General features: G+C 60.8%; 15 protein-coding genes. 14 read left to right on the top strand and 1 reads right to left on the bottom strand.

The window, feature by feature from the left end; all coding sequences use genetic code 11:
- Nucleotides 1-280: 280 nt before the first annotated feature.
- From F3J08_RS12800 to F3J08_RS12785, 4 genes are all read left to right on the top strand, one after another.
- Nucleotides 281-1,453, top strand: a complete 1,173-nt coding sequence (locus F3J08_RS12800) for an iron-containing redox enzyme family protein (protein WP_370458738.1) — start codon at nt 281-283, stop codon at nt 1,451-1,453.
- 159 nt (nt 1,454-1,612) lie between these two features.
- The gene (locus F3J08_RS12795; protein WP_205206991.1) at nt 1,613-2,236 is read left to right on the top strand and encodes a TetR/AcrR family transcriptional regulator; all 624 of its coding nucleotides are present in this window, start codon (nt 1,613-1,615) and stop codon (nt 2,234-2,236) included.
- A 164-nt stretch (nt 2,237-2,400) separates the two neighbouring features.
- Nucleotides 2,401-4,425: a conjugal transfer protein TraG gene (locus tag F3J08_RS12790; protein WP_166930412.1), complete on the top strand. Its 2,025-nt coding sequence runs from the start codon at nt 2,401-2,403 to the stop codon at nt 4,423-4,425.
- Nucleotides 4,422-4,874 carry a CopG family transcriptional regulator gene (locus F3J08_RS12785; RefSeq protein WP_166930410.1) on the top strand — a complete coding sequence of 151 codons (453 nt, stop codon included), beginning with the start codon at nt 4,422-4,424 and terminating at the stop codon, nt 4,872-4,874. The genes F3J08_RS12790 and F3J08_RS12785 overlap by 4 nt, the downstream gene beginning before the upstream one ends.
- A gap of 27 nt (nt 4,875-4,901) precedes the next feature.
- Here the strand turns inward: F3J08_RS12785 and F3J08_RS12780 are convergent, their stop codons facing one another.
- A complete protein-coding gene (locus tag F3J08_RS12780) occupies nt 4,902-5,780 on the bottom strand; it encodes a MucR family transcriptional regulator (protein WP_370458737.1) in 879 nt (292 codons plus the stop codon).
- A gap of 450 nt (nt 5,781-6,230) precedes the next feature.
- On the opposite strand from F3J08_RS12780, the gene trbB reads away from it, so the two are divergent.
- From trbB to F3J08_RS12730, 10 genes are read left to right on the top strand one after another with little or no spacing between them, the layout of a single operon-like run.
- Nucleotides 6,231-7,205 (top strand): P-type conjugative transfer ATPase TrbB, encoded by a 975-nt coding sequence (gene trbB / locus F3J08_RS12775; RefSeq protein WP_166930527.1) that lies wholly within the window; start codon nt 6,231-6,233, stop codon nt 7,203-7,205.
- A complete protein-coding gene (locus F3J08_RS12770) occupies nt 7,205-7,558 on the top strand; it encodes a TrbC/VirB2 family protein (RefSeq protein ID WP_173572147.1) in 354 nt (117 codons plus the stop codon). The genes trbB and F3J08_RS12770 overlap by 1 nt, the downstream gene beginning before the upstream one ends.
- Complete coding sequence (locus F3J08_RS12765; protein ID WP_166930408.1) at nt 7,558-7,833, top strand: VirB3 family type IV secretion system protein; 276 nt, start codon at nt 7,558-7,560, stop codon at nt 7,831-7,833. The genes F3J08_RS12770 and F3J08_RS12765 overlap by 1 nt, the downstream gene beginning before the upstream one ends.
- Nucleotides 7,834-7,844: 11 nt before the next feature.
- Complete coding sequence (trbE, locus tag F3J08_RS12760) at nt 7,845-10,286, top strand: conjugal transfer protein TrbE (protein ID WP_166930407.1); 2,442 nt, start codon at nt 7,845-7,847, stop codon at nt 10,284-10,286.
- Nucleotides 10,283-11,053: a P-type conjugative transfer protein TrbJ gene (trbJ, locus tag F3J08_RS12755; RefSeq protein WP_166930405.1), complete on the top strand. Its 771-nt coding sequence runs from the start codon at nt 10,283-10,285 to the stop codon at nt 11,051-11,053. Before trbE ends, trbJ begins: the two co-directional genes overlap by 4 nt.
- 3 nt (nt 11,054-11,056) lie before the next feature.
- Nucleotides 11,057-12,463 carry a P-type conjugative transfer protein TrbL gene (trbL, locus tag F3J08_RS12750; protein WP_166930403.1) on the top strand — a complete coding sequence of 469 codons (1,407 nt, stop codon included), beginning with the start codon at nt 11,057-11,059 and terminating at the stop codon, nt 12,461-12,463.
- Complete coding sequence (gene trbF, locus F3J08_RS12745) at nt 12,463-13,146, top strand: conjugal transfer protein TrbF (protein ID WP_025437949.1); 684 nt, start codon at nt 12,463-12,465, stop codon at nt 13,144-13,146. Before trbL ends, trbF begins: the two co-directional genes overlap by 1 nt.
- Entirely contained in the window at nt 13,143-14,150 is a 1,008-nt protein-coding gene (gene trbG / locus F3J08_RS12740) for a P-type conjugative transfer protein TrbG (RefSeq protein ID WP_166930402.1), read from the top strand. The genes trbF and trbG overlap by 4 nt, the downstream gene beginning before the upstream one ends.
- Nucleotides 14,147-15,382 carry a TrbI/VirB10 family protein gene (locus tag F3J08_RS12735; protein WP_166930400.1) on the top strand — a complete coding sequence of 412 codons (1,236 nt, stop codon included), beginning with the start codon at nt 14,147-14,149 and terminating at the stop codon, nt 15,380-15,382. Before trbG ends, F3J08_RS12735 begins: the two co-directional genes overlap by 4 nt.
- Entirely contained in the window at nt 15,375-15,614 is a 240-nt protein-coding gene (locus tag F3J08_RS12730; RefSeq protein WP_166930398.1) for a DUF2274 domain-containing protein, read from the top strand. The genes F3J08_RS12735 and F3J08_RS12730 overlap by 8 nt, the downstream gene beginning before the upstream one ends.
- Nucleotides 15,615-15,655: the final 41 nt, after the last annotated feature.

Raw genomic sequence — 15,655 nt, 5'->3', positions numbered from 1 at the left:
TGGCGCGGTGTTTTAGGCTCGAAACATTCACGTTCTTGTGAGATTTCCCGCTGGCTGGATCAGGAACAGAACAGTCAGTGCGATTCGAAGTGCTGCGGCTTTACGCCGCTTCCGACCACGGAGTGTCTGTAAAACTACCTAAAAACAACATACTGCGCGGATCGTACTTTCGCAAAAGCATTACACCTGCGGCTAGGCCTTCGGTTCCGCCTCTGCAATTATGACGAATACGCGTCAGTATGGTCTTTTTTCTTGACTCAAAACCGACCGTTTCGTCACTGTGCAATCTACAGGTCGCGAGCTGTTTCCAGATTGTACACACATTGCAAGGAACTGCTTTATGCTGACACATGCTGGCGGCGCTGCTTTTGCGCGACCGGAGATCAACATCGATGACGACACGCCGCAGGTGCTGCGCCGTCTGGTGAACAATGCACTTTCCAACGACAATGCCGATACGTTCCTCGCATCTCGCGGAGCCTCGGGTCAGTTGGAGGCGCTCACGCATCGGTGCTGTGATATGGCGTTTGCACAGAGCGACCTTGCGGCACGGAAGACCGTCCATCGGGTCCTGCATGACCTCTATGGTCTGCAGCTTTCCAGACCGCACCCGGGCCTTACTGACAATCAGTACAGCATCGAACTGTTGCGAGCCCGCCGTGCGATCGAAGCTTCGTGGATGGAGTGGGAATTGAGCCAGGCCGGTCCAATCCCGGCCGACGTCGAGCCGGAGGCAATTGGCGACGCCATCAAATCCCTCTGGAAGAGCCATTCCGGGTATAACCACGCGGTATTTGATTTCATGAAAACCGACGCGTCGCGACTGCAGATTATCAAGTATTTTACGACTGATTACGCGCTGAATATGCGTTTTTATGACCTGATCGTGCTGTCTCTTGTCGGTATCGACGAAGATGTCCGCATGGAAGTCGCCCACAATTTCTGGGATGAGATGGGGCAGGGCAACCCAGCCCGCACGCATGTGCGTCTCTATCGCGACCTGCTCGACTATCTCAAGATTGAAGATAATCCGACCCAGTTTGTCGATGCGTTGGGTTGGGAGGGCCTCTCGGGGTATAATCTGCTGCTTTATTTCGCCTTTAACCGGCGGGAATATTTCCGCTCGATCTGTGCGCTCGCAATTACGGAACTCTCGGATCCCGACCAATACGCCAAATTGCTCTCGGGATGCCGCCGCGTCGGTATTGGCAACGATCAACCATCGATTCTGGATTATTACAGCGAGCATGTCGAGGTCGATGCTCTGCATGGCGATGGCTGGATTGACAATGTCATTGTGCCTGTTCTCCGGCGGTATCCCAGTGAAGCGCGATCTGTGCTCGAAGGTGCGGCGATGCGGCTAAATTCGAGCAAGGCGTATTGGGACTGGCAACTGGCCGAAATGAAAGCGGACAAACCAGTTCCGACAGCGGCCCTGGAGGCAGTCAACTAATCAGACAACGTCCCGTGTATGAACGACCGGTACATTTGATATCGCTTTATTAACTTGTGGAAAGGGAGTAGCTGTGGCTTGATCTGCGCCTTGAACTTGTTGACGCACAAAACGTTCCGATTATGAGTGAGACGGATTGATGCGAATTCCTGTGAGGTCATGGACGTGCCACAGCAAAAACTCCGCAGAAAGCGGAACGGTCCCGATAGTCGGGCTACTCTCTTGACGACAGCGGGCTCCCTCTTTGCCCGTTCGGGTTTCCACCAGGTCAGTGTCGATGACATCGCCGCCACCGCGCAGGTCGCGAAGACGGCAATCTACTACCACTTTGGCAACAAAGAGGGGCTGGTGACCGACTACCTTGAAGGACATATTGAAACGCTGGAGGCCTCGCTGATCGAGGCTGTCAGCGCACACGCGGAGCCGAGAGCCCGCCTGCGCGCCGTATTCGACTGGCATACGTCCTGGTTTCGTCAGCCCGATTTTGCGGGATGTGTGTTCTCTCGCGCGACTGAGGAATACAAGGGAAAGCAGGATACTATCGCCGAGATTTCCCGTCTCCAGAAACGCAGCCTGCGGCACGCCATCCGGGCGCTTCTAGAGGCGAACGGCGTTCTGGAAGGACGATCTGAACAACTTGCCCACTTCATGATCTATCTGCTTGATGGCGCAGTTGTCTCGGCGAATGTTCTGGACGAGAAGGATGCCGCGGATCAGGCGTGGGTCGCTGCGGAACGTCTGCTGGACGATGAAACCAGCAGGCACCCACCCACAAAAAACTGACTCTTGCCGGTTCTGCCTGAAGCCAGAAGGCGTTTGGAAGTGATACTTACGCCAGCGCCAGTTTGTTTACGCCTCCGCACGCCTGCGCCGTCAGTTGACCAGGAAAAGTCTTGAACTGACGGGCGTGTCGCCATGCAGAGTTCCTCCATGCCCAGGAGGAATTCATGTCTGGTTCTCGTATCCTGTGGGGGCAACTCTGCCTCTGTTTCCTGATTGTCATTATGGCCTGGTCGGCCGCAACGCAGTGGGTCGCGTGGCGGCTCGCATTCCAGCCGGAACTCGGTCCTCCGTGGACTGTGGTGGCGGGACGGTGGCCGCTCTATGCGCCATTTCTGTTTCCGTGGTGGTGGTACGAGTTCGATGCCTACGCGCCACACATTTTCGTCGAAGGCGGATGGATCGCCGGATCTGGCGGAGTGCTCGCCTTCCTGACAGCAGTGGTCCTGTCCGTCAGGCGCGCGCGGGAGCATAAACGCACCTCCACCTATGGATCGGCCCGCTGGGCCGAACGCGACGATATCGAGCAGGCCGGACTTCTCGGCCAGGATGGCGTGGTGCTGGGGCGTTGGGAGCACGACTATATCCGGCATGATGGCCCCGAGCATGTGCTCTGCTTCGCGCCGACGCGCTCGGGCAAGGGCGTAGGGCTGGTGATCCCGACGTTGCTGACCTGGCCCGGTTCAGCCATCGTCCATGATATCAAGGGCGAAAACTGGTCCATTACGGCCGGGTTCCGGGGCCGCTTCGGTAGACTGATCCTATTCGATCCGACCAATCCGGCATCCTGTGCCTACAACCCGTTACTGGAAATCCGTCTCGGTGAGTGGGAAGTGCGCGATGCCCAAAACGTCGCCGACGTGCTGGTCGATCCCGAAGGCTCGCTCGAACGACGCAATCACTGGGAAAAAACCTCACATTCCCTGCTCGTCGGAGCAATCCTCCACGTTCTCTATGCCGAGCCAGACAAATCTCTGCGCGGTGTTGCCAGTCTGCTGTCCGATCCGAAACGCTCGATCGCGGCCACCCTCGTCGTGATGATGGGCACGCGCCATCTTGGCGAGCGTGGCGTCCATCCGGTTGTGGCGTCGGCGGCGCGAGAACTGCTCAACAAGTCCCCCAATGAGCGATCAGGGGTGCTGAGTACGGCCATGTCGTTCCTTGGTCTGTATCGTGACCCTGTGGTGGCCGAGGTGACGAGCCGCAGCACCTGGCGGATTGGCGATCTCGTCAATCCGGCCCGGCCGACGACGCTATATTTCGTTGTCCCGCCCTCGGATATCAGTCGCACAAAGCCCCTGATCCGGCTGATGCTCAACCAGATCGGGCGCAGGCTGACCGAGGATTTGTCCGGAGCAGAAGGGCGGCAGCGTCTTTTGCTGATGCTCGATGAGTTCCCGGCGCTGGGGCGGCTCGATTTCTTCGAAAGCGCGCTTGCTTTCATGGCTGGCTACCGGATCAAGGCGTTTCTGATCGCCCAGTCGCTTAACCAGATTGAAAAAGCCTACGGGCAGAACAACTCGATCATTGACAACTGCCATGTTCGCGTCAGCTTCGCGACCAACGATGAGCGGACAGCCAAACGTGTTTCCGATGCGCTTGGCACCGCAACCGAAATCCGCTCGCAGAAGAACTATGCCGGTCATCGGCTGTCGCCATGGCTCGGGCACCTCATGGTGTCCCGTCAGGAGAGTGCCCGACCACTGCTCACCGTCGGCGAGGTTCAGGAACTGCCAGCAACCGACGAACTGGTCCTGCTCTCGGGGATGTCGCCCGTTCGGGCAAAAAAGGCGCAATATTTTCGCGACAGCCGGTTTCGGGAACGGCTCTTGCCCGCGCCGGAGACGGGGACACGAGGATTACCGGTCGCACCCGACGACTGGACCTCGCGTCCGCAGCCATCGAAGCCTGAGGTCAAGCCCGACACACCAGAGGATGCGGTCAAGGAGGCGGGTGAGAAAGAAGATCCTGTCGGCACCGAGGCCCGTCGTCAGCCGGAAATGGACGTTTCCGAAGAGCCCGACCCGCCGCCGCCGCAGGGCGACGAGGACCCCGCGCGTGATGCGCCCATGCGCGAGCGTGAGCGCGATCCGATGGAAGAGGAAGACTTCCATGCCGTGCTGACGGCGGATCTGGCCCGCAAAGCGCGTCAGGCGGCTCTTGATCCCGGCAATGATCTGGGGATGTCATGAGCGGCGTACGCCAGAAGAAAAAGCGGCTTTCGGTCTATCTGGAGCCGCATCTGTGGAAGGGGCTGCGGACGCAGGCCGCCCGACGGTCGATGTCGGACTCCCTGCTGGCCGAAGCCGCGATTGCGGCTTGGCTCGACCCGGAAGGCGCTGGTGGCGATCCCAAAGCGTCGCTGGAAGCCGCCGTGCAGCGGCTCGATCGTCGTCAGGCGCGGATCGAGCGCGACCTGTCGATCTCGGTCGAGACGCTCGCGCTGTTCATCCGGCTCTGGTTCACCAGTATGCCGGGTCTTTCGGACAGCATGGCCTCAGCGGCCCGTGCCCAGGGGGCGGAGCGCTACGACCGTTTCGTCGAGATGCTGGGGCGACGGCTGGCCAGCGACAGGCGGTTCCGGACAGACATTGAGCGTGAGGCGAATGAAAGCAGCGACGCCGCTGTTAAAAAGGACTGACAAATCAACCTAACGCGTCACCCCGGATCATCGAGAGAACGCGTTGGCCAGTCGATGTTCATCCGCTTTTCCGGTTGACCGTTCCTTTAGGCCACCCTTGGCCTTGTTTCGTGTAGGTGATGGTGTTCCCGGGGCCGACCGCGCAGACGCATCGGTGCCGTCCGTTTTGTCGTCACTCTGGGAAGCACGCTTTCCAAGGCCGATCTTTTGTGCCACCTGACGCCGCATTTCCGTATAATTCGGCGCGACGGTCGGATATTCTTCAGGCAGCCCCCATTTGGCCTTATAATCCTCAATGGTCATGTCGAAGGCAGCCGCGAGGTGCCGTTTGAGCGATTTCAGCTGTTTCCCATCTTCCAGGCAGATGATGTAGTCGGGAAAGACAGATTCCTTGATCGGGACGGCTGGCTGCTGCTGTTTCTCGACGGCCAGAATTGTGGGCGACGTCGCCTCCGCCGGTGTCTCGTCGAGAGTCACGGACGGTTCTGTCTTTTCAGCAGGCGAGGGAACATTGCTGGTTGTCCGGGCTGCTGCCAATCCTGCCGTGTTCGGCACAGGCTGTTCCTCTGAAAGCGACGCGTAAAGCCGACGTACGAGGTCCGGAAGCTGGTCGGTTTCCACCTTCGTCGTCGCAAGGTGCGCCGTTACGATCTGTGCCATCGCATTCAGACGACCGAGAATGATGTCCTTGTCGCTGCTCAATAGGGTAGTCCTCAATATAGGGTGTGAATCGTTATAAGCTTCGGAAAGCCTGTATTTCACCAACAGATTTGCGCCTTGTCGATTCAAGCACGGGTCACACCTTCCGAGCAATTTTTTGACGCCGTGTGACGTCGATCTTCGGCGCATCGAAAATATTGCCAATCCGCCGTCTTCGTCGATGTATAGCGTGTCGGGTCCAATCATGCGTCGGTTTATAGTTCCAGATACAGTAAACACTCGCCATATCCAAATATCGTATTATACGCGTTGCCGTTGATGAGCGGGGCCTGACACTTGCTTCCATAACTTAATATTTGGCCCGGCTCAAAAGTTTCACGCTCGCGAAGTCAGTCATCGCCATCGTTGCAATCGGTTTCTTCTGCTCACCGCAATTCCTGACAACGTCGGATTAAAATTTTCAAGCCTAATGCACTGATAATACGCCAAATTTTTAGCCGTCTACGCCTCTGCCAGTTTGTATACGCTTTCGTATGCCCCGGTACGATGATGGCCGAATTTCTTGTTGCGATCTGGAAACGCGTGCCTCCTCTATTTGTCCCCGTTGCGGTCCGGAATGGCCGGACCCGCTCGACAACGGGAATGACAATGTTCAGCCATGCGACAACGAACGACGCAGCGGCACGTGGTTTTTCCATGCTGCGCACAGCTTTGGGAGCGGCCATCACAAGACATCTTGCCGATCCGGCCGTTGTCGAGGTGATGCTCAACCCTGATGGGCGCCTCTGGATCGACCGCCTGTCAGAGGGGCTGTCCGACACCGGAGACACGGTCGGCGCAGCGGATGCCGAACGCATCGTGCGTCTGGTCGCGCACCATGTCGGCGCGGAGGTTCATGAGGCCGCGCCCCGTATCTCAGCCGAACTCCCGACAGGCGAGCGTTTCGAGGGATTGCTGCCACCGGTCGTGACAGCGCCCAGCTTCGCGATCCGCAAACCCGCTGTCGCCGTATTCACGCTCGACGATTATATCGACGCAGGCATTATCACCGTCGCACAGGCGGCCTATCTCCGCGAGGCCGTCGTCCAGCGCAGCAATATCCTCGTTGCGGGCGGCACGTCTACCGGCAAGACGACGCTGGTCAACGCCCTGCTGGCCGAGGTGGCGAAGACCAGGGACCGCGTGATCCTCATTGAGGATACACGGGAATTGCAGTGCACGGCGCCCAATCTCGTCGCCCTGCGGACCCGGGAAGGGATCATCACGCTTTCCGACCTCGTCCGGTCCAGCCTCCGTCTACGTCCTGACCGCATTCCGATCGGAGAGGTGCGCGGCGCCGAAGCGCTCGATCTGCTCAAGGCGTGGGGCACCGGACATCCCGGCGGCATCGGCACGTTGCACGCTGGCTCAGCGCTCGCAGCCTTGTACCGTCTCGAACAGCTGATCCAGGAGGGCGTGGTGACGGTGCCGCGCGGCATGATCGCGGAAACCATCGATGTGATCGCGGTGCTGTCCGGACGTGGGACTGCGCGGCGGCTGACGGAACTCGCAACGGTGGACGGACTGGATCCGGCAACAGGCCGTTATCGCCTGACCTCGTTTGATGCCCCGCCCGGCGAAGCAGGGCGTTCACATTCCTTCAACCTTTCCAGCATTGAGGACACACTCTGATGTCGCAGACCCTGTCCGCGCGCGTCATGACGCGCGCCCATACCAGTCGCCTGTCCCGTCTGACCAGTATGGCGGGCATCGCACTATTTGCTGCAACCTCCTCCGCCTGGGCGTCCGGCTCCGGAATGCCGTGGGAGGAACCGCTCAACCAGATCCTGGAATCCATTCAGGGACCGGTCGCGCGCATCGTCTCGGTGATTATCATCACCGTGACCGGCCTTACCCTCGCCTTCGGGGAAACGTCGGGTGGCTTCCGACGCCTGATTCAGATCGTCTTCGGTCTGTCCATCGCTTTTGCGGCGTCCAGTTTCTTCCTGTCCTTCTTCTCCTTCTCCGGGGGAGCATTGATCTGATGGTGGGATATGACGACGACGCGGTGCCGGGCTTTCATGTCCCGGTGCATCGCTCCCTGACCGATCCGATCCTGCTGGGTGGTGCGCCACGCGCGGTCGCCATTGCCAATGGCACGCTGGCGGCTGCGATCGCGCTGGGTCTGCGCCTCTGGCTGATCGGCGCCGCGTTCTGGATCGTCGGCCACACGTTGGCGGTCTGGGGCGCCAGGCGCGATCCGTTCTTCATCGAGGTCGGGCGGCGGCATCTACGCTACCCTGCCTGGCTTCGGGCATAGGGAGATCGGCCATGATGTCCCTTGGAGAATATCGTAATCGTTCTGCCCTCCTGTCCGACTTCCTGCCCTGGGCTGCTCTGGTTGAGAAGGGTGTTGTCCTGAACAAGGACGGTTCCTTCCAGCGCACGGCACGTATCCGTGGCCCCGATCTGGATAGCGCCACGCCAGCGGAACTGATCGGTGTGACCGGGCGGTTAAATAATGCCCTGCGGCGTCTTGGTTCAGGTTGGGCCGTGTTCGTGGAGGCACAGCGCGTCCCGGCCACGATCTACCCGGACAGCGATTTCCCGGACGCTGCCAGTCAGATGGTCGATCTCGAACGCCGGGAGCAATTCGAAGATGAGGGCGCGCATTTCGAGAGCCGGTATTTCCTCACCCTGGTCTGGCTACCGCCTGCGGAATCATCAGGCCGTGCCGAGCGTTTTCTCTATGAGGGCAGAGAACGGGACGGGCCGGATCCGCACGGCATGCTCCATACGTTCGTGGATCGCACGGATCGGATGCTGGCCCTGCTGGATGGTTTCATGCCCGAAGCGGCATGGCTCGATGACGGCGAAACTCTGACCTACCTGCACAGCACCATTTCGACCCGCAATCAGCGGGTCAGGGTACCGGAAATCCCGATGCATCTGGATGCGCTGCTGGTGGATCAGCCGTTGTCAGGGGGGCTGGAGCCGAAACTTGGTGATGCGTACCTGAAGACCCTGACCATCACGGGTTTTCCCAGCCGGACCTTCCCCGGAATTCTGGACGATCTCAATCGGTTGGCCATGCCCTATCGCTGGTCAACGCGCGCCATCCTGCTGGACAAGACCGACGCGACCAAGGTGCTGACGAAGATCCGGCGGCAGTGGTTCGCAAAACGCAAGAGTATTGTGGCCATTGTTCGGGAGGTCATGACCAACGAAGCATCCGTGTTGGTGGACAATGATGCCGCCAACAAGGCGGCCGATGCCGATCTGGCGTTGCAGTCCCTCGGGGCGGATGATGTGGGGCAGGCCTACATCACTGCGACCATCACGGTCTGGGATGGCAGCGCCAGCATCGCCTCTGAAAAACTCCGCCTTGTGGAAAAGATCATTCAGGGTCGCGACTTTACCTGTATGACCGAGACTCTGAACGCGGTCGAAGCATGGCTCGGCAGCCTGCCTGGGCACGTCTACGCCAATGTGCGCCAGCCCCCGGTCTCGACGCTGAATCTGGCGCACATGATCCCGTTCTCCGCCGTCTGGGCCGGGCCGGAGCAGGATGTCCATTTCAGGGCGCCGCCGCTCTTCTACGGCAGGACCGCCGGGGCCACGCCGTTCCGGTTTTCTCTCCATGCCAGCGATGTGGGTCATACGCTGATCGCGGGACCGACTGGAGCGGGGAAGTCTGTGCTGCTGGCGCTCATAGCGCTCCAGTTCCGGCGCTATGTGGGGTCGCAGATCTTCGCCTTCGATTTCGGTGGCTCCATGCGCGCGGCGACACTCGGCATGGGCGGTGACTGGGATGACCTCGGCGGTGGCCTGACGGATGATCATCCATCGGAAGAACAGGGCAGCAGCGTCTCGCTTCAGCCCCTGGCAGGGATCGACGATGCAGACGAGCGCAAATGGGCCAGTGAATGGCTAGGGCAGATCCTGACCGCTGAAGGCGTCATGCTGACGCCAGACGTCAAAGCATACCTCTGGTCGGCTCTGAATTCTCTGGCATCGTCGCCTGTGCCGGAACGCACATTGTCCGGCCTAGTGGCATTGCTCCAGTCTAACGTCCTGAAACAGGCGGTGGCCCCGTACTGCCTGGGTGGCCCCTATGGTCGCCTGCTGGATGCTGACACCGAGCATCTGGGTAATGCCGATGTGGTGGTGTTCGAGACCGAAGGACTGATTGGCTCTGGTGCCGCCTCTTCCGTGCTGTCCTATCTGTTCCATCGCATCGAAGGACGGCTGGACGGACGCCCCACTCTGCTGGTGATCGACGAAGGCTGGCTCGTCCTGGATGACGGGAATTTCTCCGGTCAGTTGCGTGAATGGCTGAAAACCCTGCGCAAGAAAAACGCCAGCGTCATCTTCGCAACTCAGTCCCTGTCGGATATCGCCAATTCACCCATCGCACCAGTGGTGGTAGAAAGCTGCCCGACGCGGATCTTCCTGCCCAACGAGCGGGCCATCGAGCCGCAGATCATGGCTCTCTACCGGGATTTCGGCCTCAACGACCGGCAGATCGCCATCATCGCCCGCGCGGCCTCCAAGCGGGAATATTACTGCCAGACCCAGCGTGGCAATCGTCTCTTCGAACTGGGGCTCGGGTCGGTGGCGCTCGCCCTGTGTGCGGCGTCGGGGAAGGACGATCATCGGCTGATTGACGCCGTGCTGGCGGAGCATGGGCGGGAGGGTTTTCTGCCCGCGTGGTTTGAGGCGCGTGGTGTGACGTGGGTCGCGGACCTTCTGCGTGACGGAGGCGTGCCATGACGGAAAGATCTTTCCGTATTCGGGCAAAACATGTCCACTCCGGATGTGTTGCGGTCTTCGGCGCTGCTTTGGTTTTGGTCATGCCAGTCGTGTCGGCCCACGCGCAATGGGCAGTGTATGACGGGGCCAATCACGTACAGAGCGTCCTGATTGCAGCACGCGAACTCCAGCAGATCGACAACCAGATCACATCGCTCGCCAACCAGGCGCAGATGCTGGTCAATCAGGGTCGCAATCTCGCGACGCTCCCGCTCTCGACATTGTCGACGCTGCAATCGACGGTTTCCCAGACCACCGCCCTTCTGGCCCAGGCGCAGAACATTGCCTACAGCGTCCAGTCCGTCGAGCAGCAGTATCAGCAGGCGTACACATCCGTCTCGTCCGGCATGTCTGACAGCACCCTTTTCAGTCAGGCACAGACGCGGTGGCAGAATTCCGTCGGTGGGTTCGAGGATGCCCTGAAATTGCAGGCCCGTGTGGTGGGCAACATCCCGAGCGACAGTTCGGCCATGACCCAGCTCGTCTCAGCCAGCCAGAATTCTACGGGTGCGTTGCAGGCGGCGCAGGCCGGAAACCAGCTTATGGCCCTGCAATCCCGCCAGCTATCTGACATTCAGGCGGAGCTTGCCGCCAACGGTCGGGCTGCTGAACTGGAACGTGCCCGACAGGCTGCGAACGAAGCCGCGGCCGAGGCGCAATACCAGCATTTCGCGCAGTATGACGCCTATGTTCCCGAGACGGTCTCTGTTCCCGGTTCGGGAGACTGATCGATGGACGCCAGCAATGTCGGGATTATCGACGGGTTCCTGAACACCTTCGAGACCACCATCGATTCCGGTTTTGGATTGCTGCGGGGCAGCGTCGTGTCCCTCGCCGGATCGCTCTCCGTCCTTGATATGCTGCTGGCCGGGCTGTTCTGGGCCTGGGCGGTGGATGAGGACATCGTCCAGCGTCTGGTCAAAAAGACGCTTTATGTCGGCTTCTTTGCCTTCGTCATAAACCATTTCAGCAATCTCTCGAGCATCGTTTTCAACAGTTTCGCCGCGCTCGGTCTTAAAGCGGGCGGGGGAACACTGACACTTGCCGATTTCATGCATCCGGGACGGCTGGCCGCGACCGGCCTCTCCGCCGCACAACCGCTGCTTGATGCGGCCAGCAAACTGGCGTTTTCCTTCGGCGCAATTGCCAGCATCGTGCAGATCCTCGTGCTGCTTCTGTGCTGGTTCATCGTGCTGGCGGCCTTCTTCATCCTGGCGGTGCAGCTCTTCGTCGCGATTGTCGAATTCAAGCTCACCAGCCTCGCCGGGTTCGTGCTGATCCCGTTCGCCCTGTTCAACCGGACGGCCTTTCTGGCCGAGAAGGTTCTCGGGAACGTCGTCTCGTCCGGTGTGAAGATCATGGTGCTGGCCGTCATTTCCGCCATCGCCTCCGGTCTCTTCAAACAGTTCATGACCTCCTACGGGAGCAGTTCGCCCACCATCGGACAGGCGCTGTCCGTGGTTCTGGCCTCCCTTTGCATGGTCGGGCTTGCGATTTTCGGCGGTTCACTCGCCAACGGCCTGATCTCCGGCGCGCCACAACTTGGCGCGGGTGCGGCTGTCGGCACCGGTATGGCGGTCGGCGCCATGGGAGCGGCGGCTGTCGCTGCCCCTGCCGCCATCGCCTCCGGTGGTGGCGCGGCTCTGGCCGCCACGGCTGCTGCCGCTCGCGGCGGGGCCGCTGCAGCGGGGGCGGCCTCAGGCGCCTATTCCATGGGTGCCATGAGCGCCGCGGGCGGGAGTGCGGGAGCGCGCGTGGCCGCCGGGCTTGGTGGTGTCGCCCGCGCACCGGGTGCCGCAGCCATGAACGCTGCAAAGAGCAGGGCCTCCGGGGCCGCAGCGTCCATGAAACAGAGCTACGGCTCCGGCGCTCGTGGCGCCTTCACCGCGACAGGGGGGCGTTTTACCGGCGGAACCGCTTCCGAGGCGGGCGGCGGGAATTCCGCCGGCCCCTCAGACAGCGCTGGCAAAGGTCAAGGCGGCGGCGTCGGCTCTGCTCCCGACAGCAAGCCACCACGCTGGGCACAAAAAATGAAGCGCCGCAATGCCGCGACCCACGCGGCCGAAGCGGCCCATGTCATCCGCTCCGCTGATGGCGGCGGTGGATCGGCAGCCATCGATCTTTCGGAGAAACAATGATGTTCCGTCGCTCTACCACACGCTACGGGATCACACCCGAACCCGTGACACCCTATCAACACGCAGCCCAGATCTGGGATGACCGGATCGGCTCCGCCCGTGTGCAGGCCCGTAACTGGCGGCTGATGGCTTTTGGCAGTCTGTTCCTCTCGGCAGCACTCGGGATCGGCCTGATCTGGCAGTCCGCGCGTGGCACCATCGTCCCCTGGGTCGTGCAGGTCGACAAGCTCGGCCAGACACAGGTGATCGGCCCTGCGACCTCGGCCTATGTTCCGACCGATCCGCAGGTGTCGTGGTACCTGGCGCGCTTCATTGAAGATGTGCGTGGCCTGTCCGCCGATCCTGTCGTTGTGCGGCAGAACTGGCTGCAGGCCTACGAGTTCACCATGATTTCCGGTGCACAGGCGCTGAACGACTATGCCCGCCTCAACGACCCGTTTTCACGGGTCGGCCACGAACAGGTCGAGGTCGATGTGTCGTCGGTCATCCGGGCATCGCCCGGCAGTTTCCGCGTGGCCTGGACCGAGCGGCATTACCGTGACGGTGCCTTCACGGGCACCGAACGCTGGACCGCTATTCTCACGGTCATGATCGTCACCCCGCGCACCGCCGATCGCCTGCGGAAAAACCCGCTTGGCATCTATGTCACCGCCATCAACTGGTCGAAGGAACTCGGACAATGATCCGCATGGTCTTGCGCGCCCTGCCGCTGGCGCTGCTCACCCTGTCCGCCTGTGCCGGACAGTATCATCCGCCCGCCATCCGCTATGATGATGCCGCGCGGGCGACACGCCTGCCTGATCCACCCAAACCGGTGCAGGTGGTGGAAATCGCCAGACCTTTGCCGCTGCCGGGTCAACTGAAACCACTGCCGTCGCGCAGCGTCCGGGCCCGGCGAGGTGCACCGGAGGTCGCCGACCCGACCGCGCGTGTGATTCAGGCGAACGTCGCCGCCCGCATCCAGCCGACGCGGGCAGGATTTATCAATGCCGTGCAGGTTTATCCCTACAGTCCCGGCGCGCTCTATCAGGTTTACGCGTCGCCCGGTGACATTACCGACATCATGCTCCAGCCCGGCGAAAAGCTGGTCGGGAGCGGGCCGGTTGCCGCCGGTGACACCGTTCGGTGGGTAATCGGCGATACGTCGAGCGGCAGTGGTACTACCAAACGTGTCCATATTCTGGTCAAGCCGACCCGTCCCGATCTCACGACCAATCTGATCGTCAATACCGACCGCCGGACCTATCTGGCGGAACTGCGGTCCACACCGGCAACCTACATGGCGTCCGTGTCGTGGGACTATCCCGAGGACGACCTGATCGCGCTGCACCGTCAAAACGACGACGCCGAAGAAGAGGCTCCCGTGGATGCGGGGTTAAATCTGGATGATCTGCACTTTCGCTATGCCATCCAGCCAGCAAAAGGCGGTGTGCCGCCATGGCTGCCCTCGCGGGCTTTCGATGACGGACGGAAAGTCTATATCGCCTTCCCGAGCGGGATCGGGCAGGGGGATCTGCCACCTCTCTTCGTGCTGGGTCCAGACGGCAATCCGGCTTTGGTCAATTATCGGGTCCGCCAGAACTGGATGATCGTTGACCGCTTGTTCGCCGCGGCCGAGCTGCGTCTCGGCGACAAAACCAGCGAGCAGCGCGTGCGCATCGTGCGCACTGATGGGCGGCCGTCATGAGCGAAGAAAGAGGAGAGGGGGCAGGGCAGGACACCGCTCCGCGCCCTGATCAGAATACTCAGTCCAATGATGGAAGGCCGGCCCCGCCGGCGACGCCCCCCGATCTGCGCCTCCGTGCCGAGCGTCCACGCGTCGTGCGTCTGTCGCGAACGGTGATCTGGTCATTCGGGGGGATCGGCGTCATCGCCGTGGCATTCGCCCTCGGATATGCGTTGGAAGCCAGCCATCGAGCGCCGTCAGCATCAGCCGGTCAGGACAATGCGTCACCGCCATCTGCGGCAGGTCTGGACAACCTCCCGAAAGATTATTCCAATGTGCCCAGGCTCGGACCCGCGCTTCCCGGTGATCTGGGCAGGCCAATCCTCAACGCGCATTGGCAGGGCAAATCAATCCCTGCCAATGCGATCGGCAACGAGGATGCGCGTCGGGCACAGCAGGAAATTGACGCCGCCATTGGCAGCAAACTGTTTGCCTCAGTCGATGTGCGTGATCAGCATGACGTGCTGCCGGCTTCATCTGCGACCTCAGCGTCCCCTAGCCAGGTTGCAGGAACGACCAGCACCGGACCACAGGCAGAGAACCGGGCCTTCCTCGCGGGTCAGCCTGACCGGCAGACCATCAGCCCCGATCGGATTTTGCCGCTCATCTCGCCTTACGTGCTTCAGGCCGGAACGGTCATTGCAGCTGCGCTGAACACGAAGATCAGTTCCGATCTTCCGGGCCAGATCGTGGGGCACGTCACCCAGAACGTTTATGACAGCCCGACAGGGCGCTATCTCCTGATCCCGCAGGGCAGTACGCTGTTCGGTGCCTATAACAGCGGCATTTCCTTCGGGCAGCAACGCACCCAGATCATCTGGACCCGGCTGATTTTCCCGGACGGCGAAAGCCTCGTGCTGGAGAAACTGCCCGGCGCTGACGCGATCGGCCAGTCCGGCCTGTCGGACGAGGTGAACAACCACTGGGGCCAGTTGTTCAAAGCCGCACTGGTGACCACGCTGCTCAGCGTCGGGTCGGAAGCTGGCACGAGCCAGAGCGAGAACAATCTCGCCCAGGCCATTCGCAGTGGCGCCAGCAACGGGTTCTCTCAGGTGGGATACCGGCTGGTCGACCGCTCACTCGATATTCAGCCGACCCTCACCGACCGTCCCGGTCTGCCGTTCACGCTTTTGCTGGGGCGTGACCTGATACTCAAACCTTATGTTGCGAAAGGAGAACATCGCAATGGATAAGCTTCGTATCACAGCAATTCCCGACAGTCGTCCTGTCCGGATGACGATTGCCTTTCCCGCGGACATTCATCGTGACCTCCTTCTGTATGCCCGCTTTCTCGCGGAGGAGAATGGCGGCGACGCCAACGTCGGCAAGAACCCGGCGCGTCTGGTTCCAATTATGGTGGCCCGGTTCATCGAACGTGATCGTGTGTTCCTTAAGAAAAGGAAGGAGGAAGGCGAAAAACCCTGAAAGTGAATAGCCAATAAACGGACCGTTCTGTATTGTTGCTC

The organism is Asaia sp. As-1742, assembly GCF_011753235.1.
GTDB lineage: Bacteria > Pseudomonadota > Alphaproteobacteria > Acetobacterales > Acetobacteraceae > Asaia > Asaia bogorensis_B.
The sequence above is the reverse complement of the archived record's forward strand: the minus strand, read 5'-3'. Positions and strand labels throughout refer to the sequence as shown.

Bases quoted from the DNA above. Each gene is read 5' to 3' on its own strand.
- F3J08_RS12795 (WP_205206991.1), top strand. From the start codon at position 1,613: ATGGACGTGCCACAGCAAAAACTCCGCAGAAAGCGGAACGGTCCCGAT.
- F3J08_RS12790 (WP_166930412.1), top strand. From the start codon at position 2,401: ATGTCTGGTTCTCGTATCCTGTGGGGGCAACTCTGCCTCTGTTTCCTG.
- F3J08_RS12785 (WP_166930410.1), top strand. From the start codon at position 4,422: ATGAGCGGCGTACGCCAGAAGAAAAAGCGGCTTTCGGTCTATCTGGAG.
- F3J08_RS12780 (WP_370458737.1), bottom strand. From the start codon at position 5,780: ATGATTGGACCCGACACGCTATACATCGACGAAGACGGCGGATTGGCA.
- trbB (WP_166930527.1), top strand. From the start codon at position 6,231: ATGCTGCGCACAGCTTTGGGAGCGGCCATCACAAGACATCTTGCCGAT.
- F3J08_RS12770 (WP_173572147.1), top strand. From the start codon at position 7,205: ATGTCGCAGACCCTGTCCGCGCGCGTCATGACGCGCGCCCATACCAGT.
- F3J08_RS12765 (WP_166930408.1), top strand. From the start codon at position 7,558: ATGGTGGGATATGACGACGACGCGGTGCCGGGCTTTCATGTCCCGGTG.
- trbE (WP_166930407.1), top strand. From the start codon at position 7,845: ATGATGTCCCTTGGAGAATATCGTAATCGTTCTGCCCTCCTGTCCGAC.
- trbJ (WP_166930405.1), top strand. From the start codon at position 10,283: ATGACGGAAAGATCTTTCCGTATTCGGGCAAAACATGTCCACTCCGGA.
- trbL (WP_166930403.1), top strand. From the start codon at position 11,057: ATGGACGCCAGCAATGTCGGGATTATCGACGGGTTCCTGAACACCTTC.
- trbF (WP_025437949.1), top strand. From the start codon at position 12,463: ATGTTCCGTCGCTCTACCACACGCTACGGGATCACACCCGAACCCGTG.
- trbG (WP_166930402.1), top strand. From the start codon at position 13,143: ATGATCCGCATGGTCTTGCGCGCCCTGCCGCTGGCGCTGCTCACCCTG.
- F3J08_RS12735 (WP_166930400.1), top strand. From the start codon at position 14,147: ATGAGCGAAGAAAGAGGAGAGGGGGCAGGGCAGGACACCGCTCCGCGC.
- F3J08_RS12730 (WP_166930398.1), top strand. From the start codon at position 15,375: ATGGATAAGCTTCGTATCACAGCAATTCCCGACAGTCGTCCTGTCCGG.